General features: G+C 70.8%; 21 protein-coding genes. 14 read left to right on the top strand and 7 right to left on the bottom strand.

From position 1 onward, the window contains the following. Nucleotides 1-127: 127 nt before the first annotated feature. From ABT009_RS29550 to ABT009_RS29530, 5 genes are read left to right on the top strand one after another with little or no spacing between them, the layout of a single operon-like run. Nucleotides 128-1618 carry an aldehyde dehydrogenase family protein gene (locus ABT009_RS29550; RefSeq protein WP_351301474.1) on the top strand — a complete coding sequence of 497 codons (1491 nt, stop codon included), beginning with the start codon at nt 128-130 and terminating at the stop codon, nt 1616-1618. A gap of 46 nt (nt 1619-1664) precedes the next feature. After that, a complete protein-coding gene (locus ABT009_RS29545; protein ID WP_351301471.1) occupies nt 1665-3269 on the top strand; it encodes an AMP-binding protein in 1605 nt (534 codons plus the stop codon). Nucleotides 3270-3273: 4 nt separating this feature from the next. Then, the gene (locus ABT009_RS29540) at nt 3274-4425 is read left to right on the top strand and encodes a thiolase family protein (RefSeq protein ID WP_351301468.1); all 1152 of its coding nucleotides are present in this window, start codon (nt 3274-3276) and stop codon (nt 4423-4425) included. Then, the gene (locus ABT009_RS29535) at nt 4422-4823 is read left to right on the top strand and encodes a Zn-ribbon domain-containing OB-fold protein (protein WP_351301465.1); all 402 of its coding nucleotides are present in this window, start codon (nt 4422-4424) and stop codon (nt 4821-4823) included. Before ABT009_RS29540 ends, ABT009_RS29535 begins: the two co-directional genes overlap by 4 nt. Nucleotides 4824-4851: 28 nt before the next feature. After that, the gene (locus tag ABT009_RS29530; protein ID WP_351301463.1) at nt 4852-5601 is read left to right on the top strand and encodes a FadR/GntR family transcriptional regulator; all 750 of its coding nucleotides are present in this window, start codon (nt 4852-4854) and stop codon (nt 5599-5601) included. Nucleotides 5602-5604: 3 nt separating this feature from the next. Here the strand turns inward: ABT009_RS29530 and ABT009_RS29525 are convergent, their stop codons facing one another. Next, on the bottom strand, nt 5605-6531 hold the full coding sequence (locus ABT009_RS29525) for an SDR family NAD(P)-dependent oxidoreductase (protein ID WP_351301460.1): 927 nt from the start codon (nt 6529-6531) through the stop codon (nt 5605-5607). A 149-nt stretch (nt 6532-6680) separates the two neighbouring features. Between ABT009_RS29525 and ABT009_RS29520 the strand changes: the two genes are divergently transcribed. Next, the gene (locus ABT009_RS29520) at nt 6681-7544 is read left to right on the top strand and encodes a helix-turn-helix transcriptional regulator (RefSeq protein ID WP_351301457.1); all 864 of its coding nucleotides are present in this window, start codon (nt 6681-6683) and stop codon (nt 7542-7544) included. A 19-nt stretch (nt 7545-7563) separates the two neighbouring features. On the opposite strand, the gene ABT009_RS29515 is transcribed toward ABT009_RS29520, so the two are convergent. From ABT009_RS29515 to ABT009_RS29505, 3 genes are read right to left on the bottom strand one after another with little or no spacing between them, the layout of a single operon-like run. Next, nucleotides 7564-8586, bottom strand: coding sequence for an LLM class F420-dependent oxidoreductase (locus ABT009_RS29515; protein WP_351301454.1), 1023 nt, complete (start codon nt 8584-8586; stop codon nt 7564-7566). Next, the gene (locus ABT009_RS29510; protein WP_351301451.1) at nt 8583-9731 is read right to left on the bottom strand and encodes an acyl-CoA dehydrogenase family protein; all 1149 of its coding nucleotides are present in this window, start codon (nt 9729-9731) and stop codon (nt 8583-8585) included. The genes ABT009_RS29515 and ABT009_RS29510 overlap by 4 nt, the downstream gene beginning before the upstream one ends. Nucleotides 9732-9751: 20 nt before the next feature. After that, nucleotides 9752-10519, bottom strand: a complete 768-nt coding sequence (locus ABT009_RS29505) for an enoyl-CoA hydratase/isomerase family protein (RefSeq protein WP_351301448.1) — start codon at nt 10517-10519, stop codon at nt 9752-9754. A 112-nt stretch (nt 10520-10631) separates the two neighbouring features. On the opposite strand from ABT009_RS29505, the gene ABT009_RS29500 reads away from it, so the two are divergent. Further along, complete coding sequence (locus ABT009_RS29500; RefSeq protein ID WP_351301445.1) at nt 10632-11498, top strand: crotonase/enoyl-CoA hydratase family protein; 867 nt, start codon at nt 10632-10634, stop codon at nt 11496-11498. A 281-nt stretch (nt 11499-11779) separates the two neighbouring features. Continuing rightward, entirely contained in the window at nt 11780-13195 is a 1416-nt protein-coding gene (locus ABT009_RS29495) for a family 1 glycosylhydrolase (protein WP_351301442.1), read from the top strand. Here the strand turns inward: ABT009_RS29495 and ABT009_RS29490 are convergent. Further along, nucleotides 13174-13677, bottom strand: coding sequence for a MaoC family dehydratase (locus tag ABT009_RS29490; protein WP_351301439.1), 504 nt, complete (start codon nt 13675-13677; stop codon nt 13174-13176). The two genes, ABT009_RS29495 and ABT009_RS29490, sit on opposite strands and share 22 nt — an antisense overlap. Before the next feature lie 32 nt (nt 13678-13709). Beyond that, nucleotides 13710-14531 (bottom strand): enoyl-CoA hydratase/isomerase family protein, encoded by an 822-nt coding sequence (locus ABT009_RS29485; RefSeq protein WP_351301436.1) that lies wholly within the window; start codon nt 14529-14531, stop codon nt 13710-13712. Between the two features lie 122 nt (nt 14532-14653). Between ABT009_RS29485 and ABT009_RS29480 the strand changes: the two genes are divergently transcribed. From ABT009_RS29480 to ABT009_RS29465, 4 genes are read left to right on the top strand one after another with little or no spacing between them, the layout of a single operon-like run. Next, entirely contained in the window at nt 14654-15772 is a 1119-nt protein-coding gene (locus tag ABT009_RS29480) for an acyl-CoA dehydrogenase family protein (RefSeq protein WP_351301433.1), read from the top strand. Between the two features lie 33 nt (nt 15773-15805). Continuing rightward, on the top strand, nt 15806-16984 hold the full coding sequence (locus ABT009_RS29475; RefSeq protein ID WP_351301430.1) for an acyl-CoA dehydrogenase family protein: 1179 nt from the start codon (nt 15806-15808) through the stop codon (nt 16982-16984). Beyond that, the gene (locus ABT009_RS29470) at nt 16981-17511 is read left to right on the top strand and encodes a nuclear transport factor 2 family protein (protein ID WP_351301427.1); all 531 of its coding nucleotides are present in this window, start codon (nt 16981-16983) and stop codon (nt 17509-17511) included. Before ABT009_RS29475 ends, ABT009_RS29470 begins: the two co-directional genes overlap by 4 nt. Then, a complete protein-coding gene (locus ABT009_RS29465) occupies nt 17511-18275 on the top strand; it encodes an SDR family NAD(P)-dependent oxidoreductase (protein ID WP_351301424.1) in 765 nt (254 codons plus the stop codon). The genes ABT009_RS29470 and ABT009_RS29465 overlap by 1 nt, the downstream gene beginning before the upstream one ends. Before the next feature lie 164 nt (nt 18276-18439). On the opposite strand, the gene ABT009_RS29460 is transcribed toward ABT009_RS29465, so the two are convergent. Then, a complete protein-coding gene (locus ABT009_RS29460; protein WP_351301421.1) occupies nt 18440-19651 on the bottom strand; it encodes a CaiB/BaiF CoA transferase family protein in 1212 nt (403 codons plus the stop codon). Between the two features lie 149 nt (nt 19652-19800). Between ABT009_RS29460 and ABT009_RS29455 the strand changes: the two genes are divergently transcribed. Together ABT009_RS29455 and ABT009_RS29450 are read left to right on the top strand one after the other, a co-directional pair. Next, complete coding sequence (locus tag ABT009_RS29455; protein WP_351301418.1) at nt 19801-20328, top strand: PaaI family thioesterase; 528 nt, start codon at nt 19801-19803, stop codon at nt 20326-20328. A gap of 4 nt (nt 20329-20332) precedes the next feature. Continuing rightward, on the top strand, nt 20333-21184 hold the full coding sequence (locus ABT009_RS29450; RefSeq protein WP_351301415.1) for an enoyl-CoA hydratase-related protein: 852 nt from the start codon (nt 20333-20335) through the stop codon (nt 21182-21184). Nucleotides 21185-21237: the final 53 nt, after the last annotated feature.

Here is a 21237-nt window from a genome sequence, read left to right as displayed (position 1 = left end):
TGCCCAGGGCGGTGTTTCTGCGGTCGTCCGGCGGCATTCCGCCCATTGACTGTCTTGGATAAATAGGTTAGCTATTTAATGACCCTGGGTGGTGCGGAAGGCGCCGGGCGGGTTCGAGGAGGCATCCGTGGTCACGGTCGATGTGAAACTGCACCAGGACAGGGCCGGGCAGGACCTGCCGCAACCACGGCTCGTCATCGGCGGCAAGGGCGTCACCGACGCCAGCGGCGGAACCCACGAGCACCGGAATCCGGCGACCGGCCTGGTCCAGGCCCACATCCCGCTCGCGGGCGCCGCCGAGGTGGACCGGGCCGTGGCCGCCGCCCGCCAGGCCTTCGAGGTGTGGGGCACCATGCGCCCCGCCGAGCGCCGGGGGCTGCTCACCCGCTTCGCCCAGCTGATCCGCGACCACATCCCCGAATTCGCGGCGATCTGCCCTCTCGAGAACGGCGTCTGCATCGGCGGCTGGGCGGAGAACGTCGGCCCGCACGTCGCCGAGTGGACCGAGTACTACGCCGGCTGGGCCGACAAGATCGAGGGCATGGTCGGCGCGGCCTACAGCCCCCACGAGAACGTCGAGTACACCATCGCCGAGCCGTACGGCGTCATCGGCCACATCATCACCTGGAACTCCCCCGCGCTGTCCCTGGCGATGAAGGTCCCGCCGTCACTCGCCGCCGGAAACACCGTGGTCATCAAACCGGCCGAGTCCACGCCGTTCTCCGCGCTGCTCTTCGCCGACCTGGCCCGCGAGGCGGGCATCCCCGAGGGCGTGATCAACGTCGTCACCGGCCTCGGCGACGCGGGTGCGGCCCTGGTGACGCACCCCGGCGTGGACAAGATCTCCTTCACGGGCGGGCCCGCCACCGCGCGCCGCATCATGGCGGACGCGGCGATCAACCTCAAACCCGTCGTGTTCGAGCTTGGCGGGAAGTCCGCCAACCTGCTCTTCGCCGACACCGACCTGGACACCGTCGTGCCGTACTGCGCGGCCTTCGCCATGAGCAACACCGGCCAGGGCTGCGCGCTCCCCACCCGGCTGCTGGTCGAGCGTCCGATCTACGACGAGGTCGTCGCGCGGGTCGCCGGGGTGGTGGCCCACCTCCCCGTCGGAGACCCGCTCGACCCGACGACGTACATCGGACCGCTCATCGACGCCGCCGCCCGCGACCGCGTCCAGGGCGTGATCGACAAGGCGGTCGAGGGCGGCGCGGGCCGACTGGTGTATGGCGGTGAACGCATCGACGCCGACGGCTACTTCGTGGCCCCGACGGTCTTCGCGGACGTCGACAACCGCAGCGACCTCGCGCAGCGGGAGATCTTCGGCCCGGTCCTGGCCATCACCCCGTTCGACACGGAGGACGAGGCCGTCGCTCTGGCCAACGACACCGAGTACGGCCTGTCCGCCTACATCCAGTCCCGCGACATCGCGCGCGTCAACCGCCTGGTGCCGCGCCTGAAGGCCGGGACGGTCTACGTCAACCCCGGCCCGAACCCCATCACGTCGGCCGCCACGCCGTTCGGCGGCGTCGGCATCAGCGGGTTCGGCCGGGAGGGCGGCAAAGCAGGTCTGGACGAGTTCATCAACGTCAAGGGCGTAGGCGTCGGCCGTGTCTGACGGTGCCTCACCTCTCGAAGTCTTCGAAGCCTTGGGAGCCAACAGCATGCTGAGTTCTCCCGGGGGGTACCCCCCGGAACCCCGCGCCCGCCGCGTGACGTTCGGCGACATCATCCGTGAGCACCGCAGGTCCTACCCCGACGGCGTCGCCCTCGTCGACGGCGACGTCCGGCTGACCTGGCCCCAGCTGGACGAGCGCACCAACCGGCTCGCCCATGCCCTCGCGGACGCGGGCGTCGGGCCCGGCGACCGGATCCTGTGGCTGGGGCAGAACTCCTTCCGGATCTGGGAGCTGCTCGGCGCCGCAGCGAAGATCGGGGCCATGGTCTGTCCCGGCTACTGGCGCTGGGCCGCCCCCGAAATGGCCTTCGCCGTCGAGGACTTCGACCCTCGCGTCGTCGTCTGGCAGGACGAGGAGATCGGCGACACGGTCAGCAAGGCGCGCGCCGAGCTGGGCAGCGACCACCGGGCGTTGTGGCTGCGGCACGACACCGAAGGCCCCGGCACCTACGAGTCCTTCCTGGCCTCCGGCTCGCCCGAGGACCCGGCCGTCGACGTCGATCCCGACTCCGCGCTCCTGGTCATCTACACCGCGGCGATCTCCGGGCGGCAGTCCGGCTCGATGCTCTCGCACCGCAACCTCCTCGCGATGGGCGCGAGCGCCGCCTGGATGGGGGACATCGGCCGGGAGGCCGCCTTCCTCGGCGCCGGACCGATGTTCCACATCGGCAACTACCAGTTCTGGGGCGTCCCGGCCTTCGTCCACGGAGGCAAGAACGTCATCGTCCGCCGCGTGATCGCCGAGGAACTGCTCCCACTGCTGGCGGCCGAGCAGTGCACCCACGCGTATCTGATGCCGCCGACCATCGCCCAACTGGTCGCCCTCAACCGAGAAGCGGGCCACGACCTGTCCCACCTGCGTGCGAGCGTCGCCGCCCCCCTGTGGCAGGGCACCGTGCCCACCGACACCAGCCGCTTCACCCGCAACGGCGGCGGCGAGGGCCGCGGCTACGGGCAGACCGAGGTGACCGGCTTCGCCGTGACCGGCGCCTACGGCGACGCGGGCGCCGGCAACGCCGGACGGCCGGGACCCTTCACGGCCGTACGCATCCTGGACGGCACCGGCAAGGAGTGCGCGGTCGGCGAGGCCGGCGAGATCTGCATCCGCGGGGACCTCGTGCACCTCGGCTACTGGAACCGGCCGGAGATCAACGAGCAGCGCTTCCGCTTCGGCTGGTGGCACACTACCGACCTCGGACGGCGCGAGCCGGACGGCACGATCAGCTTCCTCGGGACGACGACCCGCATGCTGAAGTCGGCGGCCGAGAACATCTTCCCGGCCGAGGTGGAGAACTGCATCGAGTCGCACCCGGCCGTCAAGGAGGCCGCCGTGATCGGCGTGCCCAACGAGCGCTGGGCGCAGGACGTCAAGGCCCTCGTGGTGCTCCACACAGATGCCGGGCCGGTCACGGCCGAGGACGTCATCGAGCACTGCCGCGCGCGCATCGCCTCGTACAAGAAGCCGAAGACGGTGGAGTTCGTCGAGGCGCTGCCGCGCACCAAGGACTTCGCCAAGGACTACGAGGCGCTCGACGAGCGCTTCGGCGGTGGCGGCTATCCCGGCGGCGGCACACTGGGCGCGGGACGGTGACGCCGTGAACGGTCGCCAGCCTGTGGTCGTCGGTGTGTACGCCACCGAGCAGGCGCTGTCGCTCCCGCACCGCGACGCCATGGACCTGGCCCTCGAAGCGGTGCGGGGCGCGATCGAGGACGCCGGGCTGAGTCCGTCGGACGTCGACGGCGCCCAGGTCGACTGGCCAGGGCCGGGCGGAGTGCCCGGTGAGGGCAGCTCGTGGGCGCGCATCCTCGGCCGGGACCTGCGCTGGACCAGCGACTCGATGCTCGACAACGCCGGCTCGCGAGGCCTGCTGAAGGCGGCGGCAGCGGTACGCGCCGGATTCGCCGACACCGTGGTGGTCGGCGGCTGCAAGCTGGTCTCGCGCGGAGCCGGTCCGGTCGGGGCCGGGGTGCCGCTGGAGTTCGCCGATGTGTGGGGCAGCTATGTCGTCGCCCAGTTCGCGCTGGTGGCCGCCCGGCACATGCACGAGTACGGCACGACCCCCCGCCAGCTCGCGGAGGTCGCCGCCACGATCCGCAACAACGGCACCACCAATCCGGAGGCGATGATGTACGGCCGCGGCCCGTACACCGCCGACGACGTACTCGCCTCGCGCATGGTGGCCACGCCTTTCCACCTGCTGGACTGCTGCATCGTCGGCGAGGGCGGCGCGGCACTCGTGGTCACCACCGCCGAAAGGGCCCGGGACCTGCCGCACCCGCCCGTCGCCGTACTCGGTGGCGGGATGGAGTACCACCAGGCCGCGTACGCCAACCCGGCGCTGTACCGGGAGGTCGGGCAACTCGGCCGGGACGCCGCCACCCGCGCCTACGCCATGGCCGGCGTAAGCCCGCACGACGTGGACGTCTTCTCCCTCTACGACCCCAACTCCTTCGAGATAATCCGGCAGTTGGAGGCTCTCGGGCTGTGCGGCGAGGGCGAGGGAGGGCCGCTGGCGGCCAGTGGCGCCATCGCGGTGGGCGGCAAGCATCCCGTCAATCCGGACGGCGGCTGCCTGTCGTACGCATGGAACGGGACGCAGCAGATGACGCTCAAGGTCGTCGAGGCCGTACGGCAGTTGCGTGGCACGGCCGTGCACCAGGTCGAGAGCGCGGAGCTGGCGGTCGTCGGAAACGCCGGGTCGGGGGCGCAGCACTACGAGATGAGCGTGCTGGGGAGGATGCGATGAGCCGGCCCGTACCTGTCCCGACCTCGCTGTCCGAGCCGTTCTGGGAGGCAGCCCGGCGCGGTGAGCTGGTCGTCCCGTACTGCCCGTCCTGCGACCTGCGCTTCTTCGTCCCCGAGCCCGCCTGCCCCGGGTGTATGTCGCGGGACTGGCGGTACGCCCCCAGCGCCGGGCGGGGCACCGTCTACTCGGTGACGGTGGTGCACCGCGCACCGGGTCCCGGTTTCGACACGCCCTTCGCGCTCGCCGTGATCGACCTGGACGACGGCGCGAACCTGCTCTCCCACGTCGACGCCGGCGATCCGGACGACGTCGTCATCGGCATGCGCGTACGCGTGGACTTCCGGCCCTTCACGGACGGGATCACGCTGCCGTACTTCGTCCCGGACACGAGCGACTGACAACCGAACGAGGGCGGAGGTGGGCGCGGTGGCGAACACGCCGGTACGGGTCCCCAAGATGGCCGAGCTGGTGGCGGCACAACTGCGCCGCAAGATCGTGCGCGGGGAGCTGGCCGAGGGGCAGGCCCTTCCGGCCGAGACGGCCCTGATGGCGGAGTTCGCCGTTTCCCGGCCGACGCTGCGCGAGGCGTTCCGAGTGCTGGAGTCGGAGTCGCTGATCAACGTGCGCAGGGGCGCCCGGGGCGGGGCGCGGGTGCAGGTCCCGGAAGGCACGGTGGCGGCCCGCTACGCGGGGGTGGTCCTGGAGTACCGGGGCACGACCCTCAAGGACGTCTATGACGCACGCACGGTGATCGAGGCGCCGTGCGCCGGCCTGCTGGCCGAGCGGCGCACGGACGATGACCTGGAGCGACTGCGCGCCGCCGTCGACGGAGCCGAACTGCTCATGGACGACCCCTCGGCGTTCATCCGCGCCCACATGGAGTTCCACGCCCTCGTCGTCCAACTGGCGGGAAACCAGACGCTGAGCGTCCTCAACGGCATGGTCCGCCACATCATCGAACAGGCCAACTGGTCCCACGTCGACCTCGACGCCGGCAGTCCGGAGAACATCCGGGCCAACCGGCGGGGCTTCCGCGCTCATGTCGCGCTGGTCGACCTGGTGGCCGCCCGCCGGGCCGAGGCCGCCGAGGAGCTGTGGCGGGTCCATCTGCAGGAGGCCGAGGATTACCTGCTGCAGAACAGGTCCATGACGACTGTCCTGGACCTGCTCGGCTGACCATCAGTTCCGCACGTGGGCCGCGGTGAACCGCTCGACGGCGTCCCATAGTTCGCCTTCGCGCGTCGGGTCGTACGACTCCTCGGACGACCGTGCGACCCGGCCGCGGTCGACGTAGGAGCCGGTGGGCGCCTCGGTCGTGCCGAGGACGACGTCGGCGAGGTAGCGGCCCGCGGCGTTGCGGCTGGTGGCCAACGGGGTGAAGGTCATCACCGGCATGATGCGGCGCACCGCGAACCGGGAGACGGGGTCCGCGTTGCGGGCGAGGCCGGTGCCGGGGACGAAGCCCGGGTTGTAGGCGACGGCGTCGATCCCGGCCGGCAGGCGGCGCGCGTACTCGTGCACGAGGTAGACGGTGGCCAGCTTGCTCGTCGAGTACGCGGTGCGCCCGGCGACCGTGCTGTCCGGCTTGGGGAAGGCGCCTGTGCGGGCGAGAACGTCCGGGGACTTCCAGGCCGGGCCGGGCACCATGCCCATGTTGTGCCTGAAGTCGCCGAAGTGGGTGTCGCTGGCGGTGATCACGATCCGGGCGGGCGCGGCGAAGCGGTCCTGGAGCAGGCGGACGAACAGATGGTTGGCGAGCACGTTGACCGTGAAGGTGGACTCGAACCCGTCCGGACCCTCGGTCAGCGCGTTCGTGTACTGCACGCCCGCGTTGCCCACGAAGCCGCGCAGCGGCGGCAGCTCACCGCGGACGAGCCGGTCGCGGATCTCGGCGGCGGCCGAGCGGACGCTCCGCAGCGAGCCGAGGTCCGCCGAGACGTGCGAGACCGTGTGCCCGCCCGTGGCGAGTTCCGCAGCGAGCTGTGCGCCTGAGGATCCGCGGGCGACGACGAGGAGGTGCACGTCCGGCGACCGGCGCAGGATGTGCTCCGCGGCGACACGGCCGATTCCGCGGCTCGCACCGGTCATCACGATGGTGTGCTGCATGGGGGAACCCTTTCCCTGGTCAGCCGATGGGCGCCCGGCTGGGCGCACCACCAAGGTCGCCCCTGTGGGCCCCGCCAACCAGTGCCGTCCCCGACACTAGGACTGGCAGTACCCAGGCTCGTCCGGCGCCGGGCGGCGAGAATGAACCCATGCCTGACCCCCGCTCCGGTTTCGGCGCCCTCCTGCACGCCTGGCGCGACCGCCTCTCCCCGGCCGACGCCGGCTTCCCGGCGACGCCCGGCCGTCGTGCCCCGGGACTGCGCCGCGAGGAGCTCGCGCAGCTGGCCGGGCTCTCGGTCGACTACGTCCTGCGCCTGGAGCAGGGGCGCGCGAAGAACCCCTCGGCCCAGGTCGTCGGCGCCCTCGCCCGGACCCTTCAGCTCTCCCGGCCCGAGCGCGACCAGTTGTACCGCAGCGCCGGGCTTCTGCCGCCGCAGGACGGGACGGTCAGCACGCACGTACCGGCAGGCGTCCAACGGCTGGCCGCGCGCCTCGGAGACGTCCCGATCGGGGTGTTCACCGCCGACTGGACCCTTGTGTGGTGGAACACCATGTGGTGCGCCCTCCACGGCGACCCCTCCGCGCTCCCGCCCGCCGAGCGCAACCTCGCCCGCGCTCTGTTCGGCAACGGCGCCGCTCATGCCGCGCTGCGCCCCTTGCGGTCCGAGCGCGGAGCGGACGCCTTCGCGGCGTCGATCGTCGCCGATCTCAAGGACGCCGTGTCCCGCTATCCCGCGGACGCCCAACTGGATCGTCTCGTGCGGGACCTCCGGGGAGTGTCCGACGCCTTCGCTCAGCACTGGGCCACGGCGACGGCGGCCCAGCACGCCTCCGAACCGAAGACGATCCGGCATCCCGAGGTCGGCGACATCCTGCTGGACTGCGATGTCCTCATCGTCCCGGGCGCGGACCTGCGCATGGTCACCTACACAGCGGCGGCCGGAAGCAGCGACGCGGGAAAGCTGGACCTTCTGCGCGTCACGGGTGGCAGTGCCACCACGGCGCACCCCTGACCCGCCTCGCCATCCCCACTCAGTTGTCGCGCAGCTCCCGCACGATCGGCTCCCACACCTCGGCGTCGATCTCGTACGCGGTGTAGAACGACACCCGGTCGACCAGCGCCCCGTACCGGCTGCGGATCTCGGCCGCCACCCGCTCAGGCTCCGCCACCACCGCGAAGGTGTGCAGTACGTCGTCGTCCACGAGTCGGCCCATCGCCTCCCACTTGTCCTCGCGCGCGGACTTCGACAACGCGTTCAGCTCGTCTCCGAGTTCGCCCCAGCCGTGCAGCTCCAGGACGCCTCGATAGGCGGGAGTGCTGCCGTAGAAGGCGATCTGACGTCGGGTGCCGTCCACCGCGCGGGCCATCTCCTCCTCGGTCCTGCCGGTCGCGGTCAGCAGCAGGTGGGAGACGGAGAAGTCGCCGCGCGTGCGGCCCGACGCCGCCAGTCCGGCCTCGACCGTCGGGAGGGTGACCTCCCGCAGATACCGCTCGGTGGTGAACCCGTGCGCGAGCAGGCCGTCCGCCACCTCGCCCGCCACCCGGGTCATCGCCTCCCCGACGGCGGCCACGAAGACCTTCGGCGCGCCGCCGGGGGCGGGCGGGGGAGAGAAGAACGGCGACATCAGCGTGTGCGTGTAGAAGTCGCCGCGGAAGTCGAGCTTCTCGCCGTCGTTCCAGGCGGCCCAGATGGCGCGGAGCGCGCTCACGTACTCCCGCATACGGGCCGCCGGCCGGCTCCACGGCATGGCGAAGCGCCGCTCGATGTGCGGCTTGATCTGGCTGCCGAGGCCGAGCGAGAACCGCCCGCCGGAGTAGGTCTGCAGGTCGTGCGCGGTGTACGCGAGCTGCATGGGGGAGCGGGCGAAGGCCACCGCGATCGCCGTACCGACCTCGAGGCGGTCGGTGTGCTCGGCCGCGAGCAGCAGCGGCAGGAAGGGGTCGTGCTTGGACTCCGAGGCCCACAGGCCGTCGTAGCCGGCCTTCTCGTGGTGCCTCGCCTCCTCGACCACCTCGGCGGTGCCCCACACATTGAGCTTGCCGTCGACCTTCATGCCGCTCCCTTGACCGTGTCCGTGCCGTCCATGCCGATGCGCTGTGCGAGCAGCTCCCGGTGGTACGCCGGGTCGCCGAACAGCAGTTGTGACGTCTTGGCCCGCTTCAGATACAGGTGGGCCGGATGCTCCCAGGTGAAGCCGATGCCCCCGTGCACCTGGATGTTCTCGGCCGTCGCCTGCAGACAGGCGTCGGAGCAGAACGCCTTGGCCAGGCTCGCCACGGCGGGCAGCTCCGGGTCGTCGCCCTCGGCCGCGAGCAGTGCGTAGTGCGCGGCGGCGCGCGCCGACTCCACCTCCAGCAGGACGTCGGCCAGGAGGTGCTTGACCGCCTGGAAGGACCCGATGGGCCGCCCGAACTGGTGCCGTACCTTGGCGTACTCCACCGCCGTGTCAAGCGCGCGAGAGGCCACCCCGACCTGCTCGGCGGCCAGGGCCACCGCCGCCCGGTCGAGCACCTCCGAGACCAGATCCCAGCCGCCGCCGTGCGTACGCAGCCGGGTCGCCGGTACGTCGTGGTAGTCGAGGCGTGCCTGCCGCCGGGTCGGGTCCATCGTGGGCAGGGGCTCACGGGTCAGCCCGGCAGCGTCGCCGTCCACCCAGAACACCCCGATGCCGTCGTCGCCGGTACGGGCCACCGTCAGGACGACGTCGGCCGTGGCGCCGTCGAGTACGAACGTCTTGTGTCCGTTCAACAGCCAGCTCCCGGCCGATTCACGCGCGGTGAGCTCCACCCCCTCGGCGTCCCAGCGGGCGGAGTCCTCGGTCAGAGCCAGCGTCGCGACCAGCTCGCCGGAGACCAGCCCGGGGAGCAGCCGCTTGCGGGCCTCCTCGTCATCGGAGCGCAGCAGCGTGGTCGTGGCCAGCACCGCCGAGGACAGGAACGGCGCGCACAGCAGCGCGCGGCCCATCTCCTCCATGACCGCGCCCACCTCGACCGGTCCGCATCCGGCGCCGCCGTACTCCTCGGGGACGGCCAGCCCCTGCAGACCGAGCTCAGCGCCCATCCGGCGCCACAGCGCCCGGTCGAAGCCCTCCGGGGTCTCCATCAGGCGCCGTACCTCGGTCTCGGGCGAGGTGTCGGCCAGGAACGCCCTTACCATCCGCCGCAGTTCCTCTTGCTCGTCGCTGAACGCGAAGTCCATCCGACTGCTCCTCTCCGGGCTCAGCGACGGCCGCGCGACGCGATGATCCGCTCGACGGCGGCGATGTGGTCCGGTCCGTGCATGGTGTCCCGCTCGGCGAGCAGGGCCGGTTCCATCACGGTGTCGAGGGCCTGCTCCAGGTGCCGGTTCACCGCCCGCTTGGTCTCGCGCAACGCCTGCGCGGGCTGGGCGGCCAGCCGTCCGGCCAGGTCCATGGCCTCGTCCAAGAGCTTGTCCTTGGGCACGGCGCGATTGGCGATGCCCAGCCGGACCGCGTCCTGGGCGCTCACCCGCTCGCCGAGGAACAGCAGTTCCTTCGCGCGGGGCAGGCCGACGAGCAGCGGCAGGACGTAGGCGCCGCCGTCGCCCGCGACGAGCCCGACCTGAACGTGCGGGTCGGCGACGTAGGCGTCGTCGGCGATCAGCACCAGGTCGCTCAGCAGGGCCAGGCTGCAGCCGAGGCCCACCGCTGGACCGTTGACCGCCGCGATCACGGGCAGAGGGCAGCGGACCATGCCGTTGATGATCCGGCGGGCCTCGTCGACCTGTTGCTCCCGGAAGGCGCTGTCGCGCTGGACCCGGGTCATGGTGTCGAGGTTGCCGCCGGCGCTGAACGCCCGGCCGCGCCCGGTGAGCACGACCACGCGCGCCTCCGGGTCGGCGGCGAGGTCGGCCCACACCGACGCGAGGCCGGCGTGCAGCTCATCGCTCATCGCGTTCATCTGTGCCGGCCGGTTCAGCTCGACCAGCCGGACCGGCCCGACGGCCGTCACCACCAGATCCGTCATCTCCACCGCCGTATGCATTGAAATGAGTCGGCATGAATGAGTCAGTAGAGTTGAATGCTATAACTAATTAAGCTGACTGAGAACCGGTTCGCGGAGTGACGGAGGACGCGCCATGCCGGAGCAGGAGTACGAGACCGTGCGGGCGAAGGTGGCGGACAGGATCCTCACCGTCACGCTCAACCGGCCCGAGAAGCTGAACGCCTTCGGCCCGCAGATGATGCGCGACCTGCTGGACGTCCTGGACGCGGCCGACGCCGACGACGGGATACGCGTGATCGTGGTGACCGGCGCCGGTCGCGGATTCTGCGCGGGTGCCGATGTCAGCGGCGGCCGTGGAACCTTCGACCACCGTACGGCGGGTGCCTGGCACCGGGACACCGGCGGCCGGGTCGCGCTGCGGATCTTCTCCTGCACCAAGCCGGTGATCGCGGCGATCAACGGCCCGGCGGCGGGCGTCGGGGCCAGCATGACCCTGCCCATGGACATCCGGCTGGCGTCGACCTCGGCGAAGTTCGGCTTCGTCTTCGCCCGCCGCGGCATCGTGCCGGAGTCCGCCGCGAGCTGGTTCCTGCCGCGGGCCGTGGGTATGCAGCGGGCCATGGAATGGGTGGCGACAGGCCGCGTCTTCGGCCCCGACGAGGCTCTGGCGGCCGGGCTTATCCGTTCCGTCCACCCGCCGGAGGAACTGCTGCCGGCCGCGTACGAACTCGCCCGCGAGATCGCCGACAACACCTCGGCGGTCTCCGTCGCCCTGGCGCGACAGATGATGTGGCGGATGCTCGGCGAATCCCACCCGATGACGGCGCACCGGCTCGACTCGCGGATCATGAGCCAGATCGGAGGCGGCCCGGACCCCACGGAGGGCGTCGAGTCGTTCCTCGCCAAGCGCCCGCCCGAGTTCCCGGGCCGGGTCAGCAAGGACATGCCGCCCGTCTATCCCTGGTGGCAAGAGGAGGAATTCCGTCCCTTCGGGGAGTAGGAGGCGGCCCTGCAGGTTCTGTGCAGCTTCGGTACGCCTTCCGATTTTCAGCCCGTCTGGGGGCACACCCAGCGGTAGCCGGGGGAGTTTGAGGACGAGCCCGTCAGGGCGATCCGGGGTCTGGGGCGGAGCCCCGGTTTCGGGAAGGTGCGGGGTGGGGGACCTGTACGGACCGAGGAGATCTGTCCGAAACATTGTCGTAGTGTCCTCGCAGTGTTAGCGTCCGGTCGGCGGGCATTCAGTTGAATGCGCTAAACCATTCATCGCCTGGACGGTGACCCGTGAGCGATGGTTTCCTGCACGAATCCCTCCGCGGTGTCGACTGGGGAGTCGCCACCGCGGACGCCATCGCGGCTCCGCCGCCGCCCCTGTCGGAGAGGGGCGGGCACTTCCGGCAGTGGACCGACGACATCCGGCAGCTGGTCGGCGCCACCGCGGACTCGCACCGGATGGTCGCCGGATGGCCGCAGCTCCAGCCCGACGGCCCTGACAGCTGGGACCATGAGGCCCTGGACCGCTGCGACCGGGCGCTCGACTCCCTGCTCGCGCGTGGTGTGAGGCCCAGTCTCACGCTGCTGCACCGGTCGCTGCCGCCGTGGCTGGACGCCTCAGGCGGCTGGCTCGCCCGCGACACCGCCGAGCACTTCGCGGCGTACGCCGCCGAGATGGGACACCGCTTCGGCGACCGGGTGGAGCGCTGGATCACCTCCACCGACCTGGCAGGGCCCACGCTCGCGGATCACGTGGCCGGAATGTATCCACCCGGCCGGGGCACCGGCCGGGCCGGGCTGCCCGCGGTCCACCACATCCTGCTCGCCAACGGTCTCGCGGTCCGAGCGCTCAGGGCCGCCGGCGTGAGCGGCCGGATCGGGACCACGGTCACGCTCGTCGGCGGCTACGCGGCCACCGACGACCCGTTCGACCGCCTCGCCGTGGAGCGCCTGGAGAGCTGGACCAACCGCCTCTTCCTGGACCCCATGCTGCTGGGCGAGCACATGGTGACCGAGGATGACGTCTCACCGGTCGAGGCCACCGGCTGCGTACACCCCGGAGACCTGGAGATCATCGCCACCGCACAGGACCTGCTCGGCCTGTCCTGGCACACCCCCTTCCGCGTCACCGCACCGGAGAACCTGCCCCGCGTGCTCCCGACCACGAAGTGCCTGAGCGCCCTCAACGAGGTGAACCGCCTGCTCGTGGGCCTCGGTTTCGCGATCGTCCCCTTCGACGACGTGGAGACGACGGCGTACGGCTGGCCCATCGTCCCCGAGGCGCTCGCCGATGCCGTCGCCGGCCTCCACGAGCTGTACGGAGACCTTCTGCCGCCACTGTCCATCATCGACAACGGCATGGGTGATCTCGACCTGGTCGACGAGACGGGGCACAGCGACGACGCCCGGCGCCGGGCCCTGCTGCGCGCCCGGCTGTCCTGGCTGGCCGGAGTCATCGCGCGCGGCGTGGACGTGTGCGGCTACGAGTACTGGTCGGTGCTCGACAACCTGGAGGCGAAGTTCCGCTACACCCGCCTCTACGCCATGGCGGTCCCGGACCATGAGCCCCCGCCGCGCCCCCCGATGCCTTCCGACTGGATGCACCGAGGAGCGTTCGCCGATGCCGTCGTACCCGGTGGAGAGCCCACGGCAGGACTGACCCTGGTGCCGGCCGCTCCCCGGGCTCAGAGCGTCGGAGCCCCGTAGTCCTTGCCCCGGATCAGTCGCACCGGGGTGTAGACGAGCACATCCTCGTCCCGCTGGTTGCGTACGGTGATCCGGCTGGTCACCACTCCGCGGCCCGGCTTGCTGGACGGGCGGGAGCCCGTGGTCTCCACGACGGCGTAAAGCGTGTCGCCGACGTACACCGGCCCCTGTACGGTCAGTTCCATGTGCAGGAAGGCGAGGCCCGTGCCGTGTAGCACGTTCGTCTGGAGTACGAGTCCCTCGGCGATGCAGTACGTCAGCGCCCCTGGGACCAGTCGGCCGGTGTAGCCGCCGTCGGCGGCGTGCGAGGCGTCCCAGAAGAGCGGCTCGTTGAAGCCGCCCCAGGTGATGAAGTTGACCAGGTCGGTCTCGGTGATGGTGCGGCGGGCGGTCCGGAAGATCTGCCCGACCGGCATGTCCTCGTAGGTCAACCCTTGCACCAGCGGGGCGACGTCGGTGGGGGTCGTCTGCTCCGATGTCATCGTGCGGTCCTCTCCGTGGGAAAACAAACGGGTCAGAGATCGAGCGGGTGCTTGCCGCCCACGCCCTCGAAGTCCGGGGTGCGCTTCTCGCGGTGGGCGGCCAGCCCCTCGACGACCTCGTGCCCCGCGAACCCGAAGAACTCCAGCCCCAGAGAGGCCTCGAAGATCGGCTGGGCCGTGCGGTACCAGTGGTTGAGGGACCGCTTGGTCCAGCTGATGGCGCTGGCGGGCCCGGCGGCCAGGGCGGTCGCCACGCGCAGAGCCTCGGCATGTACGGCCTCGTCGTCCACGCACTTCGACACAAGGCCGATGCGCTCGGCCTCCTCGCCGGTGAGCACCTCGCAGGTCAGGAGGTAGTACTTGGCCTTGGCCATGCCGCAGAGCAGAGGCCAGCAGATGGCGGCGTGGTCACCGGCCGCGACCCCGAGACGCGTGTGACCGTCGACGATCTTCGCGGTGCGGGCGGCGATGGAGATGTCCGCCAGCATGCCGATGACCAGCCCCGCACCGACCGCCGGGCCGTGGATCGCCGAGACCACCGGCTTGGAGCAGTTGATCACCCCGTAGACCATGTCCCGCGCCTCGCGCATCACCCGGGCACGCACCGCGTAGTCCTCGGTCATGGCCTCGATGGAGTCGAAGGTCCCACCGGCCGAGAACGCCTTGCCCGCTCCCTGCACCAGCACCGCACGGGTCTGCTCGTCCCGGTCGACGACCGGCCAGATGTCGGCCAGTTCGCTGTGCATCCGCGGATCCACGGCGTTGAGGTGCGGGGCGTCGAGCACGACGCGGAGCACGCCGGGCGCGGGCCGCTCGAAGGTCAGGCTCGTGAACTGGTCGTAGAGATCGGTCACGTCGCGCTCCTGGTTTATTCAGTGCGGATACTATAATTATCTAACTGTATCGGGGGGCGGGTCGACAAGCAGACCGACCAGCGGATCGACAAGCGGGCCACACCGAGGACGGGAAGCTCGGCATGGATCTCACCTTCAGCGAGGAACAGGACGAACTGCGCAAGGTCGTACGGTCGTTCCTCACCAAGTACTCCGGCGAGGCGGACGTGCGCCGTCTGGCCGCCGACCCGCGGGGGTACGACCCCGGCGCCTGGCGGCGGATGGCCACCGAACTCGGCCTGCAGGGACTCGCCGTACCGGAGGAGTACGGCGGCTCGGGCTTCGGCTATGCCGACCTCGGAGTCGTCTTCGAGGAGGCGGGCCGTGCGCTGCTGTGTGCGCCGTACTTCGCCACCGTCGCCCTGGCCGCCGAGGCATTGCTGCGCTGCGACGACGAGCAGGCCCGGCGTGATCTGCTGCCGGGCATCGCGTCCGGCGAGAGCGTGGCCACGCTGGCGCTCACCGAGGACAGCGGCCGCTGGGACGAGCCGGGCATCCGGCTCACCGCACGAGAGACGGCCGGCGGGTGGCGGCTGACCGGCGTGAAGACCTACGTCCCCGACGGACACCTGGCCGATCTGCTCCTGGTCGCCGCCCGCACCCCGTCCGGCATCAGTCTTTTCGCGGTCGAGGCCGACGTACCGGGCCTCACCCGCACACCCCTCCCCACCCTGGACCAGACCCGCAAGCAGGCCCGGGTGGAGTTCACGGACGCCCCTGCCCGCTTGCTGGGCGGGGAGGGCGCGGCGTGGCCGGTCATCGAACGCACCCTCGCCACGGCCTCCGTCCTGCTGGCCGCCGAACAAGTGGGGGGCGCCGCGGCCGCCCTGGACACGGCGGTGGAGTACGCCAGGATCCGCGTGCAGTACGGACGGCCCATCGGCTCGTTCCAGGGGATCAAGCACAAGTGCGCCGACATGCTCGTGGAGATCGAGTCCGCCCGCTCGGCCGCGTACGGCGGGCTGTGGGCGCTGGACGCCGGGGACGAGATAGAGATCGCCGTCGCGGCGGCGCTGTCCCAGGCCTTCTGCTCGGAGGCGTTCACCAAGGTCGCCGGCGACAACATCCAGGTCCACGGCGGGATCGGCTTCACCTGGGAGCACCCCGCACACCTGTACTTCAAGCGGGCCAAGAGCTCCGAGGTGCTGCTCGGCACGCCGTCGTACCACCGGGAGCTCCTCGCCGCCCGGCTCGGCATCTGATCACCGGCATTCGATCATCGCAAAGGAGCTGGCATGGAGCTGGACTTCGGGCCCGCTGTACGCGACTTCCGCGACGAGGTGCGGGACTGGCTGGCGGAACACCTCGTGGGGGAGTTCGCCGAGCACCGGGGCGTCGGCGGCCCCACCGACGGCGCGGCCTGGGACGTCCGCCTCGCCTGGGACCGTGAACTGTCTGCCGGGAACTGGCTGGGCGTCGGCTGGCCGAAGGAGTACGGCGGACGCGGGCTCGGACTCCTTGAGGACATCGTCTTCGAGTACGAGTACGCCCGCGCGAACGCCCCCTACCGGGCCACCGTCAACGCCCTCGACCTGCTCGGCCCGATGCTGCTCAAGGTCGGCAGCGAGGAGCAGAAGAAGCGTTTCCTGCCCCCGATCCTCGCCGTCGAGGAACTGTGGGGCCAGGGCTTCAGCGAACCCGGCGCCGGCTCCGACCTGGCGTCCGTCCGCACCCGGGCCGAGCGTGATGGCGACAGTTGGGTGGTCAACGGGCAGAAGTTGTGGACCTCCTTCGGCATGCACGCCGACTGGCTGTACGTCCTCACCCGCACCGACCCGGACTCCCACCGGCACAAGGGGCTGACGATGCTGCTCGTCCCGGCCGATCAGCCGGGTGTCGAGATCCGGCCCATCCGCAATCTCGCCGGTCAGGACGAGTTCGCCGAGGTCTTCCTCTCCGACGCGCGCACCGCCGCGGACACGGTCGTGGGCGAGGTCGGCGAGGGCTGGCGCACGGCGATGGCCACGCTCGGCATCGAGCGCGGTACCACGCTGCTGCCCCAGCAGCTGACTTTCGAGCGGGAGGCCGAGGCGCTGATCGACCTGGCCCGGGAACGCGGTGCGCTCGACGACCCCATGCTGCGCCGCCGGATCGTGGACGCTTGGGTCTCCGTACGCATCATGCGCACCACCAACCTGCGGACGATCGCCGAACTGACCGCGGGCCGGGCGCCGGGCGCACAGGCCACCACGGCGAAGCTGTACGCCTCGACGCGGCACCAGCAGCTCGGTCACCTGGCCATGGAACTGGCCGGACCCGCCGGGCAGATCGTCGGCGAGGACTACGGCCTGGACACCCGGCAGCGCTCCTTCCTGCTCTCCCTCGCGGAGACGATCTACGGCGGCTCCAGTGAGATCCAGCGCAACATCATCGGGGAGCAGGTCCTCGGTCTGCCCAAGGAGCCGCGGCCGTGAGCGCCGCTGCGGGCCGATCTCTGGAGGACCGCATCGACCGCATTGAGTCGCACCTGGCCATCCAGCAGCTACCTGTCCGCTACGCCCTGGCGGTGGACGCCCGGGACCTGGACGCCTGGGTCGGCTGCTTCCGGCCCGACGTGGACATGGGGCGTTACGGCCGGGGACGGCAAGTCCTGCGGGAGCACATCGAGCCGCTGGTGCGCGGCTTCCACCGGTCGGTCCACCAGATCTGCGGCCACCGCATCGAGTTCACCGGCCGTGACACCGCGACCGGATCCGTCTACTGCCGGGCCGAGCACGAGGTGGGGGAGCGGTGGATCGTCATGGCGATCCGCTACCTGGACGACTACGCGCGCGTGGACGGCGAGTGGTACTTCTCCCGGCGCCGTGAGCAGCACTGGTACGCGGCCGATGTGACCGAGCGCCCCCAGGCTGTGGGATTCAACGGCTGGGACGGGTCCGGCGAACCGGCGCTGCCCGACGCCTTTCCCTCCTGGGCGGCCTTCTGGAAGGAGACGACGTGATGAAGCGAGGCACACGGCTGGACGGGAAGACGGCTCTGGTCACCGGCGGCGGGCAGGGGGTGGGCCGCGGCATCGCGCTCGCGCTGGCGGCCGAAGGCGCGGCCGTGGTGATCACCGGCCGTACCGAGAGCAAGCTGCAGGACACCGTCGGGGAGATCGCCGAGCGCGGCGGGAGAGCGCACACTGTGGTCGGCGACGTGGGCGAGCGGGACGACGTCGACCGCATGGTGGCGGAGACGGTACGGGAGTTCGGCGGGCTGGACGTACTCGTCAACAACGCGCAGACCTCCGTCCAGCGCCGACTGGAGCAGACGTCGTACGACGACGTGGAACTCACCTATCGCAGCGGCCCGTTGGCCGCCTTCCACGCGATGCAGGCGGCCCTGCCGCATCTGAAGGCGAGCCGTGGCAGCGTCGTGAACCTCGGTTCGTCGGCCGCGGTGCAGGGCGAGGCGACCTTCGCGGCGTACGCGATGGCCAAGGAGGCCATCCGGGGACTGACGCGGGTCGCCGCGCGGGAGTGGGGCGCGTACGGGATCCGCGTGAACGTCGTCTGCCCGGCCGCGCTGAGCCCGGCGGCGGAGGCGTTCTTCGCCGCCCATCCGGACAAGGCCGATGCGGTGCTTGCGGGAATTCCGTTGGGGCGGATGGGGGACCCGGAGGGGGACATCGGCCGGGCGGTGGCCGCGCTCGTGAGCGACGACATGGCCTATTTGACCGGGGCGACGCTGATGCTGGAGGGCGGCCGGACGCTGATCGGGTGAGGCAGGGGGTTTTCGCCCCCGCCGCCCCTACCCGTCCCGTCCCTGGGGGCTGCGCCCCCAGACCCCCGCTGTCGGCCTGACGGCCTCGTCCTCAAACGCCGGACGGGCTGAAAATCCAGCCCAGGCCGGGAAGTAAAGGCCTGCCACGCGGATCCCCACCCACCTCACACGACGCCCCGCGCCCGCAGCTCCGCGAGCTGATGTTCGGTCACCCCGGCCAGTCGGCCCAGGACGTCGGCGGTGTGCTCACCCAGCGCGGGCGGTGGGGCGTAGCCCTCGACCGGTGTCGCCGCGAACCGGATCGGATTGGCGAGCAGTGGCAGCCGCCCCGACACAGGGTCCTGGGTCTCGGCCAGCATCCCCCGGTGCTGGATCTGCGGATCGGCGAAGACCTCGGGCATCTCGTTGAATGGACCCGCCGGGACGTCGTGTTCGTCCAGCACGGCCAGCCACTCGTCCCGGGTCCGGGTATGCATGATCGCCTCGAGCACCGGCAGGATCTCCTCGCGGTGGGCGATCCGGGCGGAGGTCGTGGCGAACCGCGGATCCTGGAGCAGGTCCGAGCGGTCGGCCGCCGTGCAGAACGCGGCGAACTGCTTGTCGTTGCCCGCGACGAGGAAGAGCGGCTTGTCCTTGCACAGGAACGCCTGCGACGGGATCCCGCCGTATCCGCCGTTGCCGCGCCGCCGGGGAACCTCGCCGGAGATGAGGTAGTTCATCGCGAAGTGCGACAGCGAGGCCAGCCCGCAGTCCAGCAGGGACAGATCGATGAACTGGCCCTCGCCGGTGGCGTCCCGGTGCCGCAGTGCCGCCAGCACCGCCGTGGCGGCGTACAGTCCCGTGAGGACGTCGACCATGCTGACCCCGACCTTCATCGGCTCGTCGGGGTGTCCGGAGACGCTCATCATCCCGGACATGGCCTGGAAGATGCCGTCGTACCCGGGGCGCTGGGCGTAGGGCCCGGACTGGCCGAAGCCCGTCACGGAGAGATAGACCAGCCGCGGGTTGAGCTCCCGCAGGCTCTCGTGGTCGAGTCCGTACTTCGCCAGCGTCCCCGCGCGGAAGTTCTCGACCAGGACGTCCGACCGGGCGGCGAGAGCGCGGATCAGCGCCTGTCCCTCGGTGGTGGCGTGGTTGACGGTGACCGACTGCTTGTTGCGGTTGCAGGAGAGGTAGAACGCGGCGGTGTCCGTGCGTTCGCCCTCGGGCCCGTCGGCGAAGGGCGGGCCGTACGTCCGTGAGTCGTCGCCCGTTCCGGGCCGCTCGACCTTGATCACCTCGGCGCCCAGGTCGGCGAGCATCTGGGTGGCCAGGGGTGCTGCCAGGATGCGGGACAGGTCGAGGACGCGGATCCCTGCCAGGGCGGTCGACGGCATCGAAGGACCCCTCTCTCCGTGACGATCGGCAGAATCAGTTATATAAATAATACATCTGTCACTCGAGCTCGTCCCGTAGGATTGCTTCAACTATCCAATTCATGTAACTATATCGATCGGCTGGCAGGCCGAGACCGGAGGGCGTGCGGATGACCGTCGCGGCGAGGACCCTCACCGACGAGGAACAGCGCGAACGCCGCGAATGGTTCCGGGCCCGCTGGGAGCGCGGGGTCAAGTTCAACCGCAGCTGCGGTATGCGCGTGCTCCGCTGGGACCGGGACGGCGTCGAGATGGTGCTTCCCTACGCCGAGGTCCTCTCCGCCCACGAAGGGGTCTTCCATGGCGGAGTGATCTCGGCGCTCATCGACACCGCCGGCGCCGGAGCGGTGATCGCCGGACACGACTTCGAGAAGGGGAGCCTGCTCAGCACCGTGTCGATGTCGGTGCAGTACCTCGCGCCCGCCCGTGGCCGGGAGGCCGTCGCCTACGCCCGCTGCGTCAGGCGGGGCCGCAGGCTGCACTTCGCCGACGTCGACGTGATGACCGACGGACGCATCTGCGCCCGCGGGCAGGTGGTGGTGACCATCTCCGGGGAGCGGCCGGGCGTCGGCGACCCCATCGAACCGATCGACCCCATCGAACCGATCGACCGCATCGAGCCGCTGACCGAGGAGTGACGTGATGCCCGAGGAGTCCGAGTCCCCCCAGGACCTGGTGCTGTACGAGGTCGACGAGGACGGCGTCGCCACCGTCACCCTCAACCGGCCCGAGCGCAAGAACGCATGGAGCATCCCCATGGAGCGCCGCTTCTTCGCGCTCCTTGACGAGGCCGCGAAAGACCCCGCCGTCCGTGTCGTGGTCATCACGGGGGCAGGCAAGGCGTTCTGCCCGGGGATGGATGTCCAGCGGCTGGAGCAGAACGCGCAGCCGGGTCAGTCCCTCAACCTCCAGGCCCGCGTCCCCATGTACAGCAAGAAGAACATGCCGAAGCCCCTGATCGCCGCCATCAACGGCGCCTGCGCAGGCATCGGCCTGGTGCAGGCCCTGATCTGCGACGTCCGCTTCGCCGCCCGCGGGGCGCGCTTCACCACGGCCTTCACCCGCCGCGGCCTGGCCGGCGAGTACAACCTGCCGTACGTGCTGCCGCGCGTCATCGGCCTTGAGAACGCTCTCGACCTGCTGCTGTCAGGCCGGGCCTTCGACGCCGACGAGGCGAAGGAACTCGGCCTCGTCAGCCGCGTCGTGGAACCGGAGGACCTGCTCGACGCCGCACGCGCCTACGCCCGGGACATCGCCCGCAACTGCTCTCCGCGCGCCATGGCCATCGTACGCCACCAGGTGTACGGGGACCTCGACCGGACCTTCACCGAGGCTCTCGCCCGTTCCTACTCCGCCATGGAGTTCTTCGCGGGCTCGCCGGACTTCCGCGAAGGCGTGTCGAGCTTCACCGAGAAACGGGAGCCCAAGTTCGAGGGACTGCCGCCGGACTTCGACCCGGAGGACGCCACCCGCGACGCGTTCCTGCCGTACTGAACTGCTGTACGACCTGCCGTACCGACGTGCCGTATCGATCGAGGAGAGACTGG

It is taken from the genome of Streptomyces sp. NPDC002896, assembly GCF_040295225.1.
GTDB lineage: Bacteria > Actinomycetota > Actinomycetes > Streptomycetales > Streptomycetaceae > Streptomyces.
Note: the sequence above shows the minus strand (reverse complement) of the source record. Positions and strands in the feature narration are given on the sequence as shown.

Excerpts from the sequence above, each read along its gene's own strand:
- ABT009_RS29545 (WP_351301471.1), top strand. The coding sequence starts at position 1,665 with ATGCTGAGTTCTCCCGGGGGGTACCCCCCGGAACCCCGCGCCCGCCGC.
- ABT009_RS29535 (WP_351301465.1), top strand. The coding sequence starts at position 4,422 with ATGAGCCGGCCCGTACCTGTCCCGACCTCGCTGTCCGAGCCGTTCTGG.
- ABT009_RS29525 (WP_351301460.1), bottom strand. The coding sequence starts at position 6,531 with ATGCAGCACACCATCGTGATGACCGGTGCGAGCCGCGGAATCGGCCGT.
- ABT009_RS29520 (WP_351301457.1), top strand. The coding sequence starts at position 6,681 with ATGCCTGACCCCCGCTCCGGTTTCGGCGCCCTCCTGCACGCCTGGCGC.
- ABT009_RS29515 (WP_351301454.1), bottom strand. The coding sequence starts at position 8,586 with ATGAAGGTCGACGGCAAGCTCAATGTGTGGGGCACCGCCGAGGTGGTC.
- ABT009_RS29510 (WP_351301451.1), bottom strand. The coding sequence starts at position 9,731 with ATGGACTTCGCGTTCAGCGACGAGCAAGAGGAACTGCGGCGGATGGTA.
- ABT009_RS29505 (WP_351301448.1), bottom strand. The coding sequence starts at position 10,519 with ATGACGGATCTGGTGGTGACGGCCGTCGGGCCGGTCCGGCTGGTCGAG.
- ABT009_RS29500 (WP_351301445.1), top strand. The coding sequence starts at position 10,632 with ATGCCGGAGCAGGAGTACGAGACCGTGCGGGCGAAGGTGGCGGACAGG.
- ABT009_RS29490 (WP_351301439.1), bottom strand. The coding sequence starts at position 13,677 with ATGACATCGGAGCAGACGACCCCCACCGACGTCGCCCCGCTGGTGCAA.
- ABT009_RS29480 (WP_351301433.1), top strand. The coding sequence starts at position 14,654 with ATGGATCTCACCTTCAGCGAGGAACAGGACGAACTGCGCAAGGTCGTA.
- ABT009_RS29475 (WP_351301430.1), top strand. The coding sequence starts at position 15,806 with ATGGAGCTGGACTTCGGGCCCGCTGTACGCGACTTCCGCGACGAGGTG.
- ABT009_RS29465 (WP_351301424.1), top strand. The coding sequence starts at position 17,511 with ATGAAGCGAGGCACACGGCTGGACGGGAAGACGGCTCTGGTCACCGGC.
- ABT009_RS29460 (WP_351301421.1), bottom strand. The coding sequence starts at position 19,651 with ATGCCGTCGACCGCCCTGGCAGGGATCCGCGTCCTCGACCTGTCCCGC.
- ABT009_RS29455 (WP_351301418.1), top strand. The coding sequence starts at position 19,801 with ATGACCGTCGCGGCGAGGACCCTCACCGACGAGGAACAGCGCGAACGC.
- ABT009_RS29450 (WP_351301415.1), top strand. The coding sequence starts at position 20,333 with ATGCCCGAGGAGTCCGAGTCCCCCCAGGACCTGGTGCTGTACGAGGTC.